The 18416-nt window shown below is 62.2% G+C and carries 24 protein-coding genes; 3 read left to right on the top strand and 21 right to left on the bottom strand.

The window, feature by feature from the left end:
• Window positions 1-17: 17 nt before the first annotated feature.
• From rpsQ to KW830_RS12780, 20 genes are all read right to left on the bottom strand, one after another.
• Window positions 18-287: a 30S ribosomal protein S17 gene (gene rpsQ, locus KW830_RS12875; RefSeq protein ID WP_066541964.1), complete on the bottom strand. Its 270-nt coding sequence runs from the start codon at window positions 285-287 to the stop codon at window positions 18-20.
• Window positions 288-296: 9 nt separating this feature from the next.
• On the bottom strand, window positions 297-494 hold the full coding sequence (gene rpmC / locus KW830_RS12870) for a 50S ribosomal protein L29 (protein WP_066541986.1): 198 nt from the start codon (window positions 492-494) through the stop codon (window positions 297-299).
• Window positions 495-504: 10 nt separating this feature from the next.
• Window positions 505-921, bottom strand: coding sequence for a 50S ribosomal protein L16 (gene rplP, locus KW830_RS12865; protein ID WP_066541965.1), 417 nt, complete (start codon window positions 919-921; stop codon window positions 505-507).
• A gap of 2 nt (window positions 922-923) precedes the next feature.
• The gene (rpsC, locus tag KW830_RS12860; protein ID WP_066541967.1) at window positions 924-1796 is read right to left on the bottom strand and encodes a 30S ribosomal protein S3; all 873 of its coding nucleotides are present in this window, start codon (window positions 1794-1796) and stop codon (window positions 924-926) included.
• A gap of 16 nt (window positions 1797-1812) precedes the next feature.
• Window positions 1813-2145 (bottom strand): 50S ribosomal protein L22, encoded by a 333-nt coding sequence (rplV, locus tag KW830_RS12855; RefSeq protein ID WP_020229468.1) that lies wholly within the window; start codon window positions 2143-2145, stop codon window positions 1813-1815.
• A 9-nt stretch (window positions 2146-2154) separates the two neighbouring features.
• Window positions 2155-2430, bottom strand: a complete 276-nt coding sequence (gene rpsS, locus KW830_RS12850) for a 30S ribosomal protein S19 (RefSeq protein ID WP_066541969.1) — start codon at window positions 2428-2430, stop codon at window positions 2155-2157.
• A 10-nt stretch (window positions 2431-2440) separates the two neighbouring features.
• On the bottom strand, window positions 2441-3265 hold the full coding sequence (gene rplB, locus KW830_RS12845; protein ID WP_066541971.1) for a 50S ribosomal protein L2: 825 nt from the start codon (window positions 3263-3265) through the stop codon (window positions 2441-2443).
• 2 nt (window positions 3266-3267) lie between these two features.
• Entirely contained in the window at window positions 3268-3582 is a 315-nt protein-coding gene (gene rplW / locus KW830_RS12840; protein WP_066541973.1) for a 50S ribosomal protein L23, read from the bottom strand.
• The gene (rplD, locus tag KW830_RS12835; protein ID WP_066541974.1) at window positions 3579-4199 is read right to left on the bottom strand and encodes a 50S ribosomal protein L4; all 621 of its coding nucleotides are present in this window, start codon (window positions 4197-4199) and stop codon (window positions 3579-3581) included. The genes rplW and rplD overlap by 4 nt, the downstream gene beginning before the upstream one ends.
• Complete coding sequence (rplC, locus tag KW830_RS12830; protein ID WP_066541975.1) at window positions 4199-4873, bottom strand: 50S ribosomal protein L3; 675 nt, start codon at window positions 4871-4873, stop codon at window positions 4199-4201. Before rplC ends, rplD begins: the two co-directional genes overlap by 1 nt.
• A 204-nt stretch (window positions 4874-5077) precedes the next feature.
• Window positions 5078-5389, bottom strand: coding sequence for a 30S ribosomal protein S10 (gene rpsJ, locus KW830_RS12825; protein WP_003059431.1), 312 nt, complete (start codon window positions 5387-5389; stop codon window positions 5078-5080).
• A 25-nt stretch (window positions 5390-5414) separates the two neighbouring features.
• Window positions 5415-6605: an elongation factor Tu gene (gene tuf, locus KW830_RS12820; RefSeq protein ID WP_098066016.1), complete on the bottom strand. Its 1191-nt coding sequence runs from the start codon at window positions 6603-6605 to the stop codon at window positions 5415-5417.
• A 184-nt stretch (window positions 6606-6789) separates the two neighbouring features.
• Window positions 6790-8898, bottom strand: coding sequence for an elongation factor G (gene fusA / locus KW830_RS12815; protein ID WP_066538883.1), 2109 nt, complete (start codon window positions 8896-8898; stop codon window positions 6790-6792).
• A gap of 146 nt (window positions 8899-9044) precedes the next feature.
• Complete coding sequence (gene rpsG, locus KW830_RS12810) at window positions 9045-9518, bottom strand: 30S ribosomal protein S7 (protein WP_066538882.1); 474 nt, start codon at window positions 9516-9518, stop codon at window positions 9045-9047.
• Between the two features lie 168 nt (window positions 9519-9686).
• Window positions 9687-10064: a 30S ribosomal protein S12 gene (gene rpsL, locus KW830_RS12805; RefSeq protein WP_003059441.1), complete on the bottom strand. Its 378-nt coding sequence runs from the start codon at window positions 10062-10064 to the stop codon at window positions 9687-9689.
• Between the two features lie 211 nt (window positions 10065-10275).
• Window positions 10276-11445 (bottom strand): D-alanyl-D-alanine carboxypeptidase family protein, encoded by a 1170-nt coding sequence (locus KW830_RS12800; RefSeq protein ID WP_066538879.1) that lies wholly within the window; start codon window positions 11443-11445, stop codon window positions 10276-10278.
• A gap of 66 nt (window positions 11446-11511) precedes the next feature.
• Window positions 11512-12156: an alpha/beta hydrolase gene (locus KW830_RS12795; protein ID WP_218333378.1), complete on the bottom strand. Its 645-nt coding sequence runs from the start codon at window positions 12154-12156 to the stop codon at window positions 11512-11514.
• Window positions 12157-12240: 84 nt separating this feature from the next.
• Window positions 12241-12600, bottom strand: a complete 360-nt coding sequence (locus KW830_RS12790) for a ferredoxin (protein ID WP_066538877.1) — start codon at window positions 12598-12600, stop codon at window positions 12241-12243.
• On the bottom strand, window positions 12597-13712 hold the full coding sequence (locus tag KW830_RS12785; protein WP_218333489.1) for a VanZ family protein: 1116 nt from the start codon (window positions 13710-13712) through the stop codon (window positions 12597-12599). Before KW830_RS12785 ends, KW830_RS12790 begins: the two co-directional genes overlap by 4 nt.
• Window positions 13713-13786: 74 nt before the next feature.
• Complete coding sequence (locus tag KW830_RS12780; protein WP_218333377.1) at window positions 13787-14203, bottom strand: CopD family protein; 417 nt, start codon at window positions 14201-14203, stop codon at window positions 13787-13789.
• Window positions 14204-14521: 318 nt separating this feature from the next.
• On the opposite strand from KW830_RS12780, the gene hemB reads away from it, so the two are divergent.
• Complete coding sequence (gene hemB / locus KW830_RS12775) at window positions 14522-15535, top strand: porphobilinogen synthase (protein WP_066538930.1); 1014 nt, start codon at window positions 14522-14524, stop codon at window positions 15533-15535.
• 98 nt (window positions 15536-15633) lie between these two features.
• Window positions 15634-16758 carry a magnesium transporter CorA family protein gene (locus tag KW830_RS12770; RefSeq protein ID WP_218333376.1) on the top strand — a complete coding sequence of 375 codons (1125 nt, stop codon included), beginning with the start codon at window positions 15634-15636 and terminating at the stop codon, window positions 16756-16758.
• Between the two features lie 50 nt (window positions 16759-16808).
• Here KW830_RS12770 and KW830_RS12765 read toward each other — a convergent pair whose 3' ends face one another.
• Window positions 16809-17522 carry a dienelactone hydrolase family protein gene (locus tag KW830_RS12765; protein WP_218333375.1) on the bottom strand — a complete coding sequence of 238 codons (714 nt, stop codon included), beginning with the start codon at window positions 17520-17522 and terminating at the stop codon, window positions 16809-16811.
• 127 nt (window positions 17523-17649) lie between these two features.
• Here KW830_RS12765 and KW830_RS12760 point away from each other — a divergent pair, with 127 nt between their 5' ends.
• Window positions 17650-18408 (top strand): SDR family oxidoreductase, encoded by a 759-nt coding sequence (locus tag KW830_RS12760; protein WP_218333374.1) that lies wholly within the window; start codon window positions 17650-17652, stop codon window positions 18406-18408.
• The last annotated feature ends 8 nt before the right edge of the window (window positions 18409-18416 follow it).

Genomic DNA, 18416 nt, shown 5'->3' with positions numbered 1-18416 from the left:
TCAAAGCGGGTGAATGCTTAGACCAGAGCAGCCTTTTGCACCAAGCGGGTAGCCACCCAGTTCTTGGTCTTCGACAGAGGGCGGCTTTCAGTGATCTCGATGGTGTCACCCATCTTGTACTGGCCTTGCTCGTCGTGAGCGTGGTACTTGCTCGACTTCACCACGATCTTGTCATAGATCGGGTGCTTCACGCTGCGTTCCACCAGGACCGTCACGGTCTTGGCGCGCTTGTCGCTGACCACCTTGCCAATCAAGGTGCGCTTGAGGGATGTTTTAGCTTCCGTCATGTCGGCTCCTTACTTGGCGGCTTGCTTTTCAGCAAGGATGGTCTTGGCACGAGCGATGTCGCGGCGGGTAGCCTTGAGGGTCGCAGTGTTGCCCAGTTGTTGCGTGGCCTTTTGCATGCGCAGACCGAAATGAGCCTTTTGCAGGGACTTCACTTCAGTTTCCAGACCAGCCACGTCTTTTTGGCGGAGTTCAGCAGATTTCGTCATGTTGATCTCCTTAAGCACCAATTTGACGGGACACGAAGGTCGTGCGCAGCGGCAGCTTGGCAGCAGCCAGGCGGAACGCTTCACGGGCCAGCTCTTCGGGCACACCTACGATTTCGTAGATCACCTTGCCGGGCTGGATTTCGGCCACGTAGTACTCGGGGTTGCCCTTACCGTTACCCATACGCACTTCTGCGGGCTTGGTAGAGATTGGCTTGTCCGGGAACACGCGGATCCAGATACGGCCGCCACGCTTCACGTGACGGGAAATCGCACGACGTGCGGCTTCGATCTGGCGGGCCGTCAGACGGCCACGGTCCGTGGACTTCAGACCGAAATCGCCGAAGGCAACGGAGTTGCCACGGGTAGCGATACCGGTGTTGCGGCCCTTTTGTTCCTTACGGAACTTGCGGCGTGCAGGTTGCAGCATGTTTATTCTCCTTTACCGTCCGCTGCTGTAGCGGGCGCGTCAGCCTTACGAACGCGCTTAACGGAGTCAGCGCCAGCGGCGGCAGCCTTGTCGCTACCGTCAGCAGGAGCCGCGTTACCGCCGGCAGGGCGGCGAGCACCGCGGCCTGCACCGTCACGACCGCCGTCACGGCGACCATCGCGGCGAGGACCGCGAGGACGACGCTCGTCGTCAGGACGGGGCGTTTCCACGGCGGGCAGATCGTTGCGGCCCAAGGTGTCACCCTTGTAGACCCAGACCTTCACGCCGATGATGCCGTAGGTGGTCTTGGCTTCAGAGAAGCCATAGTCGATGTCCGCACGCAGGGTGTGAAGAGGCACGCGACCTTCGCGGTACCACTCGGTACGTGCGATTTCGATGCCGTTCAGACGACCCGACGACATGATCTTGATGCCTTGGGCACCCAGACGCATGGCGCTTTGCATGGCGCGCTTCATGGCGCGACGGAACATGATGCGCTTTTCCAGCTGCTGGGTGATCGAGTCAGCGATCAGCTTGGCATCGATTTCGGGCTTGCGCACTTCTTCGATGTTCACAGCAACAGGCACGCCCAGGCGAGTAGCGAGTTCCTTCTTCAGGTTCTCGATGTCTTCACCCTTCTTGCCGATCACCACGCCCGGACGAGCCGAGAAAATGGTGATGCGGGCGTTCTTGGCAGGACGCTCGATCAGGACGCGCGACACAGCGGCGTTCTTCAGCTTGGCCTTCAGGTACTCACGAACCTTGATGTCTTCGGCCAGCATGCCGGCGAAATCACGGTTGCTTGCGTACCAACGGCTTGCCCAGTTGCGGCTCACCGCCAGACGGAAGCCGGTAGGATGGATTTTCTGTCCCATATTCTTCCTTTAGGCCTCAGTTACCCACGGTCACGTAGATGTGGCAGGTAGGCTTGCTGATGCGGTTGCCACGGCCCTTGGCGCGAGCGGTGAAACGCTTGAGCGTGGTGCCTTGTTCGACGAAGATGGTCTTGACCTTCAGTTCGTCGATATCGGCGCCGTCGTTGTGCTCAGCGTTGGCGATGGCGGACTCCAGAACCTTCTTCACGATCACGGCAGCTTTTTTCTGCGTGAAAGCCAGGATGTTCAGAGCTTGATCCACCTTCTTGCCGCGGATCAGATCCGCGACCAGGCGACCCTTGTCAACCGACAAGCGGACGCCACGGAGGACTGCACGTGTTTCAGACATGGTCGTTCCTTACTTCTTGGCCTTCTTGTCGGCGGGGTGACCCTTGAAGGTACGAGTCAGAGCGAATTCGCCCAGCTTGTGACCTACCATTTGGTCGGTGATGTAGACAGGCACGTGCTGCTTGCCGTTGTGCACGGCGATGGTCAGACCGATGAACTCGGGCAGAACCATGGAGCGACGCGACCAGGTCTTAACAGGGCGCTTGTCCTTGGTGGTGACGGCCTTTTCGACCTTAGCCAACAAGTGATGGTCAACAAACGGACCCTTTTTGAGAGAACGAGTCATTTGCTACCCCTTACTTTTTACGACGCGACACAATCATGACTTGTGTGCGCTTGTTGTTACGGGTACGGTAGCCCTTCGTCAGATTGCCCCATGGGTCAACTGCATGACGGCCTTCACCGGTACGACCTTCACCACCGCCGTGGGGGTGATCCACAGGGTTCATGGCAACGCCGCGAACGGTCGGACGGATACCCATCCAACGCTTCACACCGGCCTTGCCCAGTTGGCGCAGGCTGTGTTCTTCGTTGGCAACTTCACCGATGGTGGCACGGCACTCGATGTGCACCTTGCGCACTTCGCCCGAACGCATACGCACTTGGGCGTAGATGCCTTCGCGGGCCAGCAGCGTAGCCGAGGTACCAGCGGAACGGGCGATTTGCGCGCCGCCACCGATGTTCAGCTCGATGCAGTGGATGGTCGAACCCACAGGGATGTTGCGGATCGGCAGGGTGTTACCCACGCGGATCGGCGCTTCAGAGCCGCTGACGATGGTTGCGCCCACTTCCAGGTTGCGAGGAGCAATGATGTAGCGACGTTCGCCGTCGGCATAGCACACCAGAGCGATGTGGGCCGTACGGTTCGGGTCGTATTCAATGCGCTCGACCTTGGCGGGGATACCGTCCTTGGTGCGCTTGAAGTCCACCACGCGGTAGTGGTGCTTGTGACCACCGCCCTTGTGACGGGTTGTGATGTGACCGTTGTTGTTACGACCGGCCTTCTGGAATTGTGCTTCCAGCAGGGGGGCGTGAGGAGCACCCTTGTACAGGTGATCGCGGGTCACCTTCACCGTGCCGCGTTGGCCAGGCGAAGTGGGCTTGAGTTTGATAACAGCCATGATTAAGCAGCCTCCCCAGACAGGTTCAGCTCTTGACCGGGCTTGAGCATCACGTAAGCCTTGCGCACATTGTCGCGGCGGCCAACGGTCTTGCCGAAGCGCTTGGTCTTGCCCTTGGTGTTCACCACGGAAACGCCAGCCACTTCCACCTTGAACAGCAGTTCAACAGCGGCTTTGATTTCAGGCTTGGTAGCGTTCTGCAGCACCTTGAATGTCACAGCGTTGGACTTCTCGGCAACCATGGTGGCCTTTTCGGACACGATGGGAGCGACCAACACTTGCATCAGACGACCTTCGTCAAACTTGAGCGTGCTCATGCGAACATCTCCTTGAGTTTGTCGATTGCGCCCTTGGTGACGAGCACTTTCTTGTAATGGATCAGCGAAACGGGATCGGCGTAGCGAGGCTCCACCACGAACACGTTCTTCAGATTGCGCGAAGCCAGGTACAGGTTCTCGTCGACTTCCTCGGCGATCACCATCACCGACTCCAGGTTCATGGACTTGAACTTGTCAGCCAGGACCTTGGTCTTGGGGCTTTCCAGCTTCAGGGAGTCCACCACGGCCAGACGGCCTTCGCGGGCCAGCTGCGACAGGATGGAAGCCATGCCAGCGCGGTACATCTTCTTGTTGATCTTCTGCGTGAAGTTTTCTTCAGGCAGATTCGGGAAGATGCGACCGCCGCCACGCCACAGAGGCGAGGAGGACATACCAGCACGTGCACGACCAGTACCCTTTTGCTTGAAAGGCTTGGCAGTGGTGTGACGCACTTGCTCACGGTCCTTTTGAGCGCGGGTACCTTGACGTGCGTTGGCACGGAAGGCGGTCACGATCTGGTGGACCAGGTCTTCGTTGAAATCACGGCCGAACACGGTTTCAGGCACATCGCACTTGGATGCGGCCTGGCCTTGCTCATTCAGGAGTTCGAGCTGCATTAGTTCGCTCCTTTAGAAGCTTGGGCCTTCACGGCGGGACGCACGGACACGAAGCCACCCTTGGAGCCAGGAACAGCGCCCTTGATCAAGAGCAGTTGGCGTGCTTCGTCGATACGAACCACGTCGAGGTTTTGGGTGGTCACAGTCACGTCGCCCATATGGCCGGACATGCGCTTACCGGGGAACACGCGACCGGGGTCTTGTGCCATACCGATAGAACCGGGCACGCGGTGCGAACGGCTGTTACCGTGCGAAGCGCGTTGTGCACCGAAGTTGTGACGCTTGATCGTGCCTTGGAAGCCCTTACCGATGGAGGTGCCTTGCACGTCCACCTTTTGACCGACGGCGAACAGTTCTGCCACGGGCAGCACTGCACCTGCTGCGTACTTGGCAGCAGTTTCTTCGGTCACTCGGAATTCTTGGGTCACTTCACCGGCTTCCACACCTGCCTTGGCAAGGTGGCCGGCTTGAGGCTTGGTCACACGCGAAGCTTTGCGCGCGCCGAATGTGACCTGCAGGGCCACATAGCCATCGTTCTCTTGGGTTTTGATCTGGGTCACGCGGTTGTTAGAAACATCCACCACTGTGACAGGCACTGCGTCCCCGTCATCAGTGAACAGACGCATCATGCCCACCTTGCGGCCCAGCAACCCCAGGGAGTTGCTCAGACTCATTTGTTTCTCCAAAACTTTCGCCGCTGTAACTGCAATTGGCCCAGCGTTGCGCCCAACCAGGAAAGCCCTGAAGCGCACGAAAGAAGGTTGATAAAACTCCGCTAGAAATTAGCGAAGCTCCAAATTTTAACGCGAACTGCTTTTTCAAGCAAGTTCGCGTTAAAAGGAAGAACCGATGTGAGGTGAAATCACCTCACCCAGGTCTTATTGCAGTTTGATTTCGACGTCCACGCCAGCAGGCAGGTCCAACTTCATCAGGGCGTCCACAGTCTTGTCGGTGGGGTCCACGATGTCCATCAGACGCTGGTGCGTACGGATTTCGAACTGGTCACGGCTGGTCTTGTTGACGTGCGGCGAACGCAGGATGTCAAAGCGCTTCATGCGGGTCGGCAGGGGCACGGGGCCCTTGACGATCGCGCCGGTGCGCTTGGCAGTGTCAACGATCTCGGCTGCAGACTGATCGATCAGCTTGTAGTCGAATGCCTTCAGGCGGATGCGGATCTTTTGCTTGGACATTGTTAATTCCTAGTTGTGCTAAGAATTAGGCAATGATGGTAGCAACCACGCCAGCGCCCACGGTACGGCCGCCTTCGCGGATAGCGAAACGCAGACCTTCTTCCATGGCGATGGGGGCGATCAGCTTCACAGTGATCGACACGTTGTCACCAGGCATCACCATTTCCTTGTCGGCGGGCAGCTCGATGGAGCCGGTCACGTCGGTGGTACGGAAGTAGAACTGGGGACGGTAGTTGTTGAAGAAAGGAGTGTGGCGGCCGCCTTCGTCCTTCGACAGCACATACACCTCAGCGGTGAAGTGGGTGTGGGGCTTGATCGAAGCGGGCTTGCACAGCACTTGGCCACGTTCCACGTCTTCACGCTTGGTGCCGCGCAGCAGCAGACCCACGTTGTCGCCAGCTTGACCTTGGTCCAGCAGCTTGCGGAACATTTCCACGCCCGTGACGGTGGTCTTCTGGGTGTCCTTGATACCGACGATTTCGATTTCTTCGCCGACCTTGATGATGCCGCGTTCGATACGGCCGGTCACCACGGTACCACGACCGGAGATCGAGAACACGTCTTCCACGGGCATCAGGAAGGCACCGTCCACAGCACGCTCAGGCGTGGGGATGTAGGTGTCCAGAGCTTCGGCCAGACGCAGGATAGCGGGTTCACCCTTGTCGGATTGGTCGCCTTCCAGGGCCAGCTTGGCAGAGCCGCGGATGATGGGGGTGTCGTCGCCGGGGAAGTCGTACTTGGACAGCAGCTCGCGCACTTCCATTTCGACCAGTTCCAGCAGTTCTTCGTCGTCCACCATGTCAGCCTTGTTCAGGAAGACGATGATGTAAGGCACGCCCACCTGACGCGACAGCAGGATGTGTTCGCGGGTCTGGGGCATGGGGCCGTCAGCGGCCGAGCACACCAGGATAGCGCCGTCCATCTGGGCAGCGCCGGTGATCATGTTCTTCACATAGTCGGCGTGACCGGGGCAGTCCACGTGAGCGTAGTGGCGGTTAGCCGTTTCGTACTCGACGTGAGCGGTGTTGATGGTAATACCGCGGGCCTTTTCTTCGGGTGCAGCGTCGATCTGGTCGTAGGCCTTGGCTTCGCCGCCAAACTTCTTCGACAGAACGGTAGCGATAGCAGCCGTCAGGGTGGTCTTACCGTGGTCCACGTGACCGATGGTGCCCACGTTCACGTGGGGCTTGGTACGTTCAAATTTTTCTTTTGCCATTGCAAATTCTCCAGAGAAAAGAGCAAACCTGTGTGATGTTTAAGGTCTGCACCGCATTGCTGTTTCGCCCCGCACAGGTGACAGGACGGCATGCAGTCGCAGACCGGCAACTTGTTTCAATCCGAGTTCGCCCGAAAGCAGCCTCAGCTGCCTTCGGGCGAACTTCGGATTATGACCGAAATGCTTACTTAGCGCGAGCGGCCACGATGGCTTCAGCCACGTTACGAGGAGCTTCAGCGTAGTGCTTGAACTCCATCGTGTAGCTGGCGCGACCTTGGGTCATCGAACGCAGCGACGTGGCGTAGCCGAACATTTCCGACAGAGGCACTTCGGCCTTGATGGCCTTGCCGCCACCAACCATGTCGTCCATGCCCTGCACCATACCGCGACGGGAAGACAGGTCACCCATCACCGTACCGGCGTAGTCTTCCGGCGTTTCCACTTCCACAGCCATCATGGGTTCCAGGATGACGGGATTGGCCTTGCGGGCAGCTTCCTTGAAACCGAAGATGGCGGCCATCTTGAACGCCATTTCGTTCGAGTCCACATCGTGGTACGAACCGAAGGTCAGACGCACCTTGACGTCCACCACGGGGTAGCCAGCCAGCACGCCGGAAGTCAGGGCTTCGATCACGCCCTTTTCCACCGCAGGGATGTATTCGCGAGGAACCACACCGCCCTTGATTTCGTCGACGAACTCGAAGCCCTTGCCGGCCTCTTGAGGCTCCAGCGTCAGAACCACGTGACCGTACTGACCCTTACCACCGGATTGGCGAACGAACTTGCCGTCCACGTCCTTGACCGTGTTGCGGATCGTTTCGCGGTAGGCCACTTGGGGCTTGCCCACGTTGGCTTCCACGTTGAATTCACGCTTCATGCGGTCAACGATGATTTCCAGGTGCAGCTCGCCCATACCGGCGATGATGGTCTGACCGGATTCTTCGTCGGTGCGCACGCGGAAGGAAGGATCTTCTGCAGCCAGACGCGACAGAGCGATACCCATCTTTTCCTGGTCGGCCTTGGACTTGGGTTCCACAGCCTGTGCAATCACGGGCTCGGGGAAGACCATGCGTTCCAGCACGATGGGAGCGGCGATGTCGCACAGGGTTTCACCGGTGGTCACGTCCTTCAGACCCACGCAGGCAGCGATGTCGCCAGCACGGATTTCTTCGACTTCCACGCGGTCGTTGGCCATCATCTGCACGATACGGCCGATACGTTCCTTCTTGCCCTTCACGGCATTCAGAACGGTCTCGCCCTTGGTCAGAACGCCGGAGTACACGCGCACGAAGGTCAGCTGGCCCACGAACGGGTCAGTCATCAGCTTGAAGGCCAGAGCCGAGAACTTCTCAGCATCGTCAGCCTTGCGCGACAGCTTCTTCTCTTCGTCATCGGGGTCGGTACCGGTAACGTCGGGGATGTCCACAGGCGCGGGCAGGTAGTCGATCACGGCGTCCAGCATGCGCTGCACACCCTTGTTCTTGAAGGCGGTACCGCACAGCATGGGCTGAATTTCGGTGGCCAGGGTACGGGTACGCACGCCGAGCTTCACTTCTTCTTCAGTCAGAGTACCTTCTTCCAGGTACTTGTTCATCAGCTCTTCCGACGCTTCGGCAGCAGCTTCCACCAGGTTTTCACGCCACTTGTTGGCGGATTCCACCAGCTCAGCGGGGATGTCCTGGTATTCGAACTTCATGCCCTGGGAGGCTTCGTCCCAGATGATGGCCTTCATCTTGACCAGATCGACCACGCCCTTGAAGTTGTCTTCGGCGCCGATGGGGATCACCACGGGCACAGGGTTGGCCTTCAGGCGCAGCTTCATCTGGTCGTAGACCTTGAAGAAGTTGGCACCGGTACGGTCCATCTTGTTCACAAAGGCCAGACGAGGCACCTTGTACTTGTTGGCCTGACGCCACACGGTTTCGGACTGGGGCTGCACGCCGCCCACAGCGCAGTACACCATGCAAGCACCGTCCAGCACGCGCATGGAACGCTCCACCTCAATGGTGAAGTCCACGTGGCCGGGGGTGTCGATGATGTTGAAGCGGTGTTCGGGGTAGGACAGATCCATACCCTTCCAGAAGCAGGTCACGGCAGCCGAAGTGATCGTGATGCCGCGCTCTTGTTCCTGCTCCATCCAGTCGGTCGTAGCAGCACCATCGTGCACTTCGCCCAGCTTGTGGGTCACGCCTGTGTAGAACAGGATACGTTCGGTCGTGGTGGTTTTGCCTGCGTCGATGTGCGCCGAAATACCGATATTGCGGTAGCGCTCGATGGGGGTCTTGCGAGCCATGATGGATCCTTGATTGATCGTATGGGAGATCTGCTGGACCCCGCCTTGTGTGCAAGGCCAGCAGTTCAATATGGGGACGCTCTAAATCGAGACAAGGCCGCAGCAAGTTTTTGCGTGCGGCCCCGTTCGCGAGAGCGAAATTCCGATTAGAAGCGGAAGTGGCTGAAAGCCTTGTTGGCTTCGGCCATGCGGTGCACTTCGTCACGGCGCTTCATAGCGCCGCCACGACCTTCGGTGGCTTCCATCAGTTCGTTGGCCAGGCGCTGGGCCATGGACTTTTCACCACGCTTGCGGGCGGCTTCCTTGATCCAGCGCATGGACAGCGCCAGACGACGGACAGGGCGCACTTCCACGGGCACCTGGTAGTTGGCGCCACCCACGCGGCGGGACTTCACTTCCACCATGGGCTTCACGTTGTTGATGGCGGTGGTGAACACTTCCAGAGCGTCCTTCTCGGGCGACTTCTTGGAGATCAGTTCCAGAGCACCGTAGATGATGCGTTCTGCAACAGCCTTCTTGCCGCCTTCCATGATCACGTTCATGAACTTGGACAGCTCGACATTGCCGAACTTGGGATCCGGCAGAATTTCACGTTTGGGGACTTCGCGACGACGTGGCATTTTTTACCTCTATCTTTGCTTCAGTTGGCGTCTTTTCAGACACCGCGAGAGCCAAAACTGGACTCCCACTTACTCGACCCACACAAAACATTTGCGCTTCGGGTCACTACGCTGAATCTCGCGCCACGCGGGATACAGCACCTACTTGTCTTTTCAAAAAACCAGGGCTTACTTGGCCTTAGGCTTCTTGGCACCGTACTTGGAACGGGCTTGCTTACGGTCCTTGACGCCTTGCAGGTCAAGCGAACCGCGCACGATGTGGTAACGCACACCAGGCAAGTCCTTCACACGGCCGCCGCGAACCAGCACCACGCTGTGTTCTTGCAGGTTGTGGCCTTCACCGCCGATGTACGAAATGACTTCGAAACCGTTGGTCAGACGCACCTTGGCCACCTTACGCAGAGCCGAGTTAGGCTTCTTAGGCGTGGTGGTGTACACACGGGTGCACACGCCACGGCGTTGGGGGCAGTTTTCCATAGCAGGGCTCTTGGATTTGACAACTTCGACCGTGCGGCCCTGACGCACGAGTTGGTTAATGGTTGGCATTAAAAACGTCCCTAAACGTGAATTTGCTTTTCAAAGCGAAAACGTGAAACCCTTCGGAAATTCCGAAAAGCCCTCAAATGTACCAGCTTGATCAAGTGCAAGCAAGGGACCTTGCATAACCCCTTGCTAACCACCGGCTGCACAAGCCCCGTGGAATCAAGCACTTGCGCGCCGGCAGCGGCACGGGCCGCCGGCGCTCCGCCCGGACTGCTTACATGATCCAGAGGCGGATGGCATCCCACAGGCGACCGAAGAAGCCGGCTTCCGGCACATCTTCCAGCGCCACCACAGGCACTTCGGCCACGGTGTCCGCACCCAGCAGCACCTTCAGGGAGCCTACGTTCTGCCCCTTGGCGATGGGCGCCACCAGCGGATCCTTGCGCACCACCTGGGTGGTCAGCTTGCCTGCGCTGCCGGCCGGCACGGTCACCACAATGGCGCTTTCCTGGCCGATCTTCAGCGCGTCCTTCTGGCCCTTCCACAGACGGGCCTCTTCCACGGGCTGACCGGCATCGAACAGCTTGACGCCGTCGAACGCGGTGTAACCCCAGTTCAGCAGCTTCTGGCTTTCGCCCGAACGGGCGTTCTCGCTGGCCGTACCCAGCACGATGGACAGCAGGCGGCGGCTGCCCACATTGGGCATGTCGCGCTTGGCCGTGGCCACCAGGCAGTAGCCCGCGGCAGCGGTGTGACCGGTCTTCAGTCCGTCCACCGTGGGATCACGGAACAACAAAGCGTTGCGATTGTTGCTATTGGACGCAGGCGTGCCCGGGTAGCGGTACTGCTTGGTCGCGTAGTAGTGCATGTACTGGGGGAAGTCATGCATCAGGCGCGTGGCCAGGATGGAGAGGTCACGCGCCGTCGTCAGGTGGCCCGGCTCGGTCAGGCCTTCGGGGTTCTTGTACGAGGTGTTCTTCATGCCGAGGGCCTTGGCCTGCTCGTTCATGAGGCGCACGAAATTTTCCTTGCTGCCGCCCACGCCCTCGGCCAGCGCCATGGTCGCATCGTTGCCCGACTGCACGATCATGCCGTGCAGCAGGTCGTCCACCTTCACCTGCATCTTGGGGTCGATGAACATGCGCGAACCCGGCATCTTCCAGGCCTGCTCGCTCACCGGCAGCGTCTGCTCCAGCGTGATCTTCTTGGTGCGCAGCGCGTCGAACACCAGATAGCCCGTCATCAGCTTGGTCAGCGAGGCTTGCTCGATGGCCACATCCGGCTCCTTGGAGGCCAGGATCTGGTTGGCCGTCACATCGATCAGCAGGTAGTTGCGGGCCGCGATCTCGGGGGGTTGGGGTTGGGCGATCTGCGCCAGACCCCAGACCGGCACCAGGGCCGCACTCAGAACCAGGGCTTGCAGGTGCGTTTTCACAGTTTTCATGGGAACAGAATGCTCAGACAAATAGACAAAACAAAAGAAAAAGGGTGAGCGACGGCCTTCCAGCCATCATGTTGCCGACTGCAGGTGGCGCACCACCAACCCTTTGAGCAACGGCAATTGTCCGTGGAAGAAATGCCCGCCTCCGGGCACGACGGTTACAGGCAGTATCTGTGGCCGTGCCCAGTCCATCACAGCGGACAGGGGTACGGTGTCGTCCTGCTCGCCGTGGACCACCAGCGTGCGCTCATGGGCCTCGGGTGGCACAGGCGCCACCTCGAAGCGGCTGGCCGCCGTCCCCACCAGCACCGCCTTGGCGATGCGGCCTTCGTGCCACAGCGTGGCCAGGGCATGGCTGGCCACAAAGGCTCCAAAGGAAAAGCCGGCCAGTGCCAGCGGCCCCTCGGGCGCCACCTGGCGCACCACGGCCAGCAGGTCGTCCAGCTCGCCGCGGCCTGCATCGTGCGTGCCGGCGCTGGCGCCCACACCACGGAAATTGAAACGCACCGTGGTCCAGCCGCACTGCACAAAAGCACGTGCCAGGGTCTGCACCACCTTGTTGTCCATGGTGCCGCCGAACAGCGGGTGGGGATGGGTGATCACCGCCACGCCGCGCGGGGCCTGCAGCCCCCCGTCCAGGCTGGGCTGGTCACGCAAGGCCTCGATGGCGCCTGCCGCGCCAGTCAGGGTGAATTTTTCAGTCTGCACATTCACGTACTGCTATTCCATCAGGAGCTGCTCGCGCAAACACAGCGCGTCCAGCAGGGTAATTTGGCCAATGAAGCGTGTGAGCGCGTTTCAGCGCCCAAGTTCCGGCGGCACCAGCAGACGCTCCACCACCTGGCCGTGCTTCAGGTGGGAATCGACGATTTCATCGATGTCCGCCTCGTCCACAAAGGTGTACCAGGTGCCTTCGGGATAGACCACGGCCACGGGGCCGGCCGCACAGCGGTCCAGGCACCCGGCCTTGTTCACGCGCACCTGGCCTTTGCCGGCCAGACCGGCTTCCTTGACCCGCTTCTTGCAATGGTCGAAGCCCTCCTTCGCGCCATGCAAGGCACAGCAGTCTTCGCCATTGGGGCGTTCATTCAGGCAGAAGAAGATGTGGCGGGCGTAGTAGCCGGCTTGCGCCTCGGGCGCACGGGAGTGATCGCTCATGCCGCCATTCTAGGAGCGGCAGCGCGCTGCGCCATATACCAGCCCACATAGATGAGGGTGGCGTACGGCCACAGCCAGCCCAGCCACTGGGCCAGACCGTAGAAGCGGATGAAGCGCCCCTGCTCCCACACCTGCAGCGTCTGTGCAAAGTAGACATCGGTGGACGCCTGGTTGAGCCAGCTCAGGTGCATGGACAAGGCCACCAGCAGCAGCACGCCGCAGATGCGCCGCGGCACCGGCACCAGGGCCAGCGCCACCAGCACCCCACCCCATATGGCCGCACGCCCCGGCGCCTGCAGCCATTCCCAGGCATGGACCGGCCCATAGGTCAGCGCCGCCGACAGGGCCGTCACCCCCACCCCCGCCAGCACGATGCAAACCGCAAACACCGCCCGCCGCAGCTTGTGCGTGATGACGCAGTAGCCCAGCAGACAGGGGATCAGCAGGCCCAGCATCACGCACAGCAACTCGGCTCCTGGCGTCAGCGGCGTCATGGGCGCATCCCACAGCGGCAGCCAGCTCATGAACGGCGTGTCTTCCAGCTGCTCGTCCAGCCACAGATCCAGCCGCTCCAGTACCTGGCCCAGCCCGAATGGCAGGGCCGTGGGGAACAGCAGCGACGCCGGCCACAGCGCCAGCAAAGCCACCGCACCGCCGGACCCCGGCGCCAGCCAGCGCTCACGGAACTGCGCCCAGCGCTGCAGCGCTCCCAGGCGCTCCAGCAGCGCCGCCAGCAAGGCCCCCAGCAGCGCGCCCGCGGCGTTCAGCGACAGGTCCAGATTCGACGGCACCCGCCGCGGCAGGTAGATCTGCAGGAACTCCATGCCCAGCGACAGCGCCGCACCCAGCAGCGCCGCCAGCGGCACGGCCCAGCGGGCACGCCGGCCATCGCGCAGCATGCCCAGCGCCAGCAGAAAGCCCAGGGGCACATAGCCGGCGATGTTGGTATTGACGTCGAACCAGGTCCAGTAGGGAGGCGGCAGCTTCGCCGTCAGAAACACCCACGGATCCACCCCCTGCACGCGCCAGCCTTCGAACGGAAACAGGCTGGCGAACACAATCAGCGCGGCATAGATGGCCGCCAGGGTCCATGCGGAGCTGCGTGGCTGCATAGGGCGAAAGTTCTCCTTCTCGCGGCGCACCAGCGCAGGCGCGGCCGCAGTGCTTTCCACGTGGAAAGCGGGGCTTAGAAAGGCTTGACCACCACCAGCACCACCGCCGCGATCAGCAGCAGCACCGGAATTTCATTGAACCAGCGAAACCACCGGTGGCTGTGGCGGCAGTCATCGGCCGCCAGCTGTTGCAGCAACCGGGCGCACACCCCGTGGTAGACCACCACCAGCGCCACCACCGCCAGCTTGGCGTGCAGCCAGCCGCCGGCAAAACCGTAACCCAGCCACAGCCACAGACCCAGGCCCACGGCGGGCACCGCCAGCATGGTGGTGAAGCGCAGCAGTTTGCGTGCCATCAACAGCAGGCGCTCGCGCTCGGCCACGGAACCGGGCGTCACCATGGCCAGATTGACGTAAATGCGTGGCAGATAGAAGAGGCCAGCGAACCAGCTGGCCACGAACACAATGTGAAAAGCTTTGACCCACAACATGGGTCCAGTGTACGAGCCGTACGCACCGTAAAAAAGCCCGGCCGAAGCCGGGCTGGGAAATTCCTCGAAACGAGGACCTGCTCAGGGAGGTGAAGCAGGGGATCCAGCGAACCGGCTCCGGCATGCAATCTAGCGCTCCACCCTCAGCCAGCGCACACTGTTCGTCAGAAGCTGGCTGTTACACGCCCAATGGTCGTCACCAACGGAAAAACCCGCCGTCAGCGGCGGGACCAGCGGCATCCGATGGCTTGCAGTGCCTGCGGGTGCACCACGGTGGCACTGCATGACAGCACCCGCAGCCAGGGGCACAATGGCAGCATGCATTTGTCCAACCCCACCCCCTTTCCCCAGAACCGCCCCCGTCGCCTGCGCCGCGACGCTTTCACCCGCAATCTGGTGCGCGAGAACCGCCTGTCGGCCCACGACTTCATCTACCCGGTGTTTGTGCACGAAGGCACGAACCGCCGCGAAGCCGTGCCGTCCATGCCCGGTGTGGACCGCCTCAGCCTGGACCTGCTGTTGCCGGTGGCCGAAGAATGCGTGAAGCTGGAAATCCCGGTGCTGGCCCTGTTCCCCAACATCGACGCCGCGCTCAAGACGCCCGATGGCAAGGAGGCCCTGAACCCCGACGGCCTGATCCCCCGCGTGGTGCGTGCCCTGAAAAAGGAATTCCCCGGCCTGGGCGTGATGACCGATGTGGCGCTGGACCCCTACACCAGCCACGGCCAGGACGGCATCCTGGACGAGACCGGCTACATCCTGAACGATGAAACCGTGGAAGTCTTGGTCGGCCAGGCACTGAACCACGCCGCTGCCGGCGTGGACATGGTGGCACCCAGCGACATGATGGACGGCCGCATCGGCGCCATCCGCGAAGCGCTGGAGCTGCAAGGCCATATCCACACCCGGATCATGGCCTACAGCGCCAAGTACGCCAGCGCCTTCTACGGCCCCTTCCGCGACGCCGTGGGCACCCGTGGCGCACTGGGCAAGGCCGACAAGAACGTCTACCAGATGGACCCCGCCAACACCGACGAAGCGCTGCGCGAAGTGGCGCTGGATCTGGCCGAAGGCGCGGACATGGTGATGGTCAAGCCCGGCATGCCGTATCTGGACGTGGTGCGCCGCGTCAAGGACGAGTTCAAGGTGCCCACCTTTGCCTACCAGGTGTCGGGCGAGTACGCCATGCTCAAGGCCGCGGCCGCCAACGGCTGGCTGGACCACGATGCGGTGATGATGGAAGCCCTGCTGGCCTTCAAGCGTGCCGGTGCCGATGGCATCCTGACCTACTTCGCCATCGACGCGGCCAAGAAGCTGCGCCAGCAGGCGTAAGCCGGGGCCACAGCGCTCCACCCGGCCCCTGCGGCCACCGCCGCTGACCGGCTCCGCCAGCGCAGGCAGCCCCGGCAGCGGCCTTTTTTAGGCACGACATGCACCTGCTGCGCATCCACCCCGCTGCCCACCTGGTGGAAGACCGGGGCACCGCCCTGCCCTCCGCTGCGCCGGAGCCGGGCAGCTTCTGGTGGCTGGCCTGCGAGCGCACCGAGCTCGAGGCCCGGTTGCCGGAAATCCAGGCCATGCTGCAGGCCGTCTGCGGTGCGCCGCTGCTGGACCTGCATGTGTCCGACCTGCTCAACGCCCACATCCCGTCCACCTCGGACTACACCTCCCAGTACGACGTGATGCTGTTCCACCGCCTGGTGGACTCCGGCGCCAGCGACTCCCCCGCCGCCATCCGCGCCGCCGGCAAGGGCGGCACCGCGCCGCCGCCCACCCCGGTGCTGCAGCGCGTGCGCACCCAGCCCATCGGCTTTGCGGTGTACGACCAGCTGCTGCTGACCGTGCACCCACCCGCCTGTCTGCTGCAGCAGCAGTTCCAGCAGCGGCTGGAAACGGCCCGCCAGGTGCCCGAAGGCCGGCCCGGCGCCGCCAAGCTGCCGCACAGCCCGGCCGACCTGATGCTGCGCATGCTCAACCAGATGGTGGACGGCTACCTGGACCTGCGCCGCGTGATGACGCGCCAGCTGGACCACTGGCAGCTGTCGCTGCTGCGCCCACGCGCCAAGTTCCACGACTGGAGCGCGGTGCTGGATGCCCGGCTGGCGCTGCACCAGCTGGACGAAATCTGCGAAGACCAGCGCGGTGCCGTGCAGGACTGGATCGAGGCCATGGACAGCTGGCCCGACGACTCCGGCCACGACCGGCGCGAGCACGAGCTGCTGCGCGTACGCTCACGCGACGTGCTTGAGCACATCGAGCGCGTGATCCACCATGTGCGCCGCATCGAGCAGAGCGCCGAAGCGGCCGTGCAGATGCATTTCTCGTCGCAGAGCAACCGCGCCAACGACATCATGCGCACGCTGACCACCCTCACCGCCGTGTTCCTGCCGCTGAACCTGATTGCGGCCATCTTCGGCATGAACTTCGAATTCATTCCCTGGATCCACCAAAGCCACGGCTTCTGGTGGGCCATGGCCAGCATGGGGCTGATCGCCCTCGCGCTGCTGGTGTTCTTCTGGCGCAGGCGCTACCTGGACCGCAACAGCCTGCGCTGAGACCGCGCAGCGCAGACGCCCTGTGCAGGCAACGGCGCGGCGCGCCCGCCTCAGGTGCGCAGCTGCGTATCCAGAAATGCCAGCGTCCTGTCCCGCGCCACCAGGGCCGAGGCATCGTCGTAGCTGGCGCGCTGGTCACAGTTGAAGCCGTGGTCGGCGTCATAGACAAACACCTGGGCCTGGGGCTGGACCTGGTCAAAAGCCAGCACCGTATCGACGGGGATGAAATGGTCCTGGCGGCCGAAATGCGCCATCACCGGGCACAGCGGCTGGCGGCTGCGTTCCTCGGGCCCGGTCATGCCGCCGCCGTAGTAGCAGACGGCCGCCGACAGCTGCGGCAGGCTGCAGGCCGCGCGCCAGGCCAGCAATCCGCCCCAGCAAAAGCCCACGGCCCCCACTTTCTGGCCGGTGGTGGTGGCCAGCCAGTCCACGGCGGTGCCGACGTCCTGCGCCATGCCAGGAGGCGGCAGGGCTTCGGCCTGGGCCTTGAGCTGGCGGCCCTGCTGCATGTCGGCATCGCTGTAGCCCAGCTCCACGCCCAAGGTGTCGCAGGGTGCCAGGCGGTAGAACAGCGCCGGCGCCACGGCCGCAAAGCCCCGTGCGGCAAAACGCTCGGTCACGGCGCGGATGTGGCTGTTGACGCCGAAGATCTCCTGCAGCACCACCACGGCCCCGCACAACGGGCCTTCAGGAATGGCCGCCCAGGCAGGCAGCAGGCGACCGTCGGGGGTCTGCAGATTCAGGAGTTGGCCGGTGTGGGGCATGGAGCTTCCTCGGAGGATCGGGCGCCGTGGTCAAAGCGGGGACGGGGCCACGGCACCCTGCGGGCAGAGGCCGTGCTGTAATGCCTGACGGTATGCCAGACACAGCACGATTTTTACAGGAGACCGCATGTCGCCACCACCCATCGTCCTGATCACCGGTGCCAGCCGTGGTATTGGCGCCGCAACCGCCCGCCTGGCTGCCGCCCGAGGCTGGGCCGTGGCCGTGAACTACCAGCAGCGCCGCGATGCCGCCGATGCGCTGGTGCACGAGATCCAGTGCGCGGGTGGCGAGGCCATGGCCGTGCAAGGCGATGTGGGCGATGAGGCCCAGGTAGTGGCGATGTATGAAGCCATGGACCGCCACTGGAGCCGGCCGCTGTCGGCCCTGGTGAACAACGCCGGCGTGGTGGACCGCCCCAGCCAGGTGGCCGACATGTCCGCTGCCCGGCTGGAGCGCATGTTCCGCGTCAATGTGCTGGGCAGCTTCTACTGCGCGCGCGAGGCCGTGCGCCGCATGAGCACGGCCCGCGGCGGCCAGGGCGGCAGCATCGTCAATGTCTCCAGTGCCGCTGCCTTGCTGGGCGCAGCCCACCAGTATGTGGACTACGCCGCCGCCAAGGGTGCGGTGGATGTGATGACGCGCGGTCTGGCCAAGGAGGTGGCGGCCGAGGGGATCCGCGTCAACGCGGTGCGCCCGGGGCTGATCGAGACCGAGATCCACGCCAGCGGCGGCCTGCCCGACCGTGTGCGCGAACTGCAACACCAGGTCCCCATGCAGCGCGGCGGCTCCGCCGACGAGGTGGCAGAAGCTATCCTGTGGCTGATGTCTCCCGCTTCCAGCTACACCACGGCCAGTTTCACCGAAGTCTCCGGTGGCCGGCACTGAAATACACC

Source organism: Comamonas sp. CMM03 (assembly GCF_019218715.1).
Taxonomy (GTDB): domain Bacteria; phylum Pseudomonadota; class Gammaproteobacteria; order Burkholderiales; family Burkholderiaceae_C; genus Comamonas; species Comamonas terrigena.
This window is presented reverse-complemented; position numbering and strand designations above follow the sequence as displayed.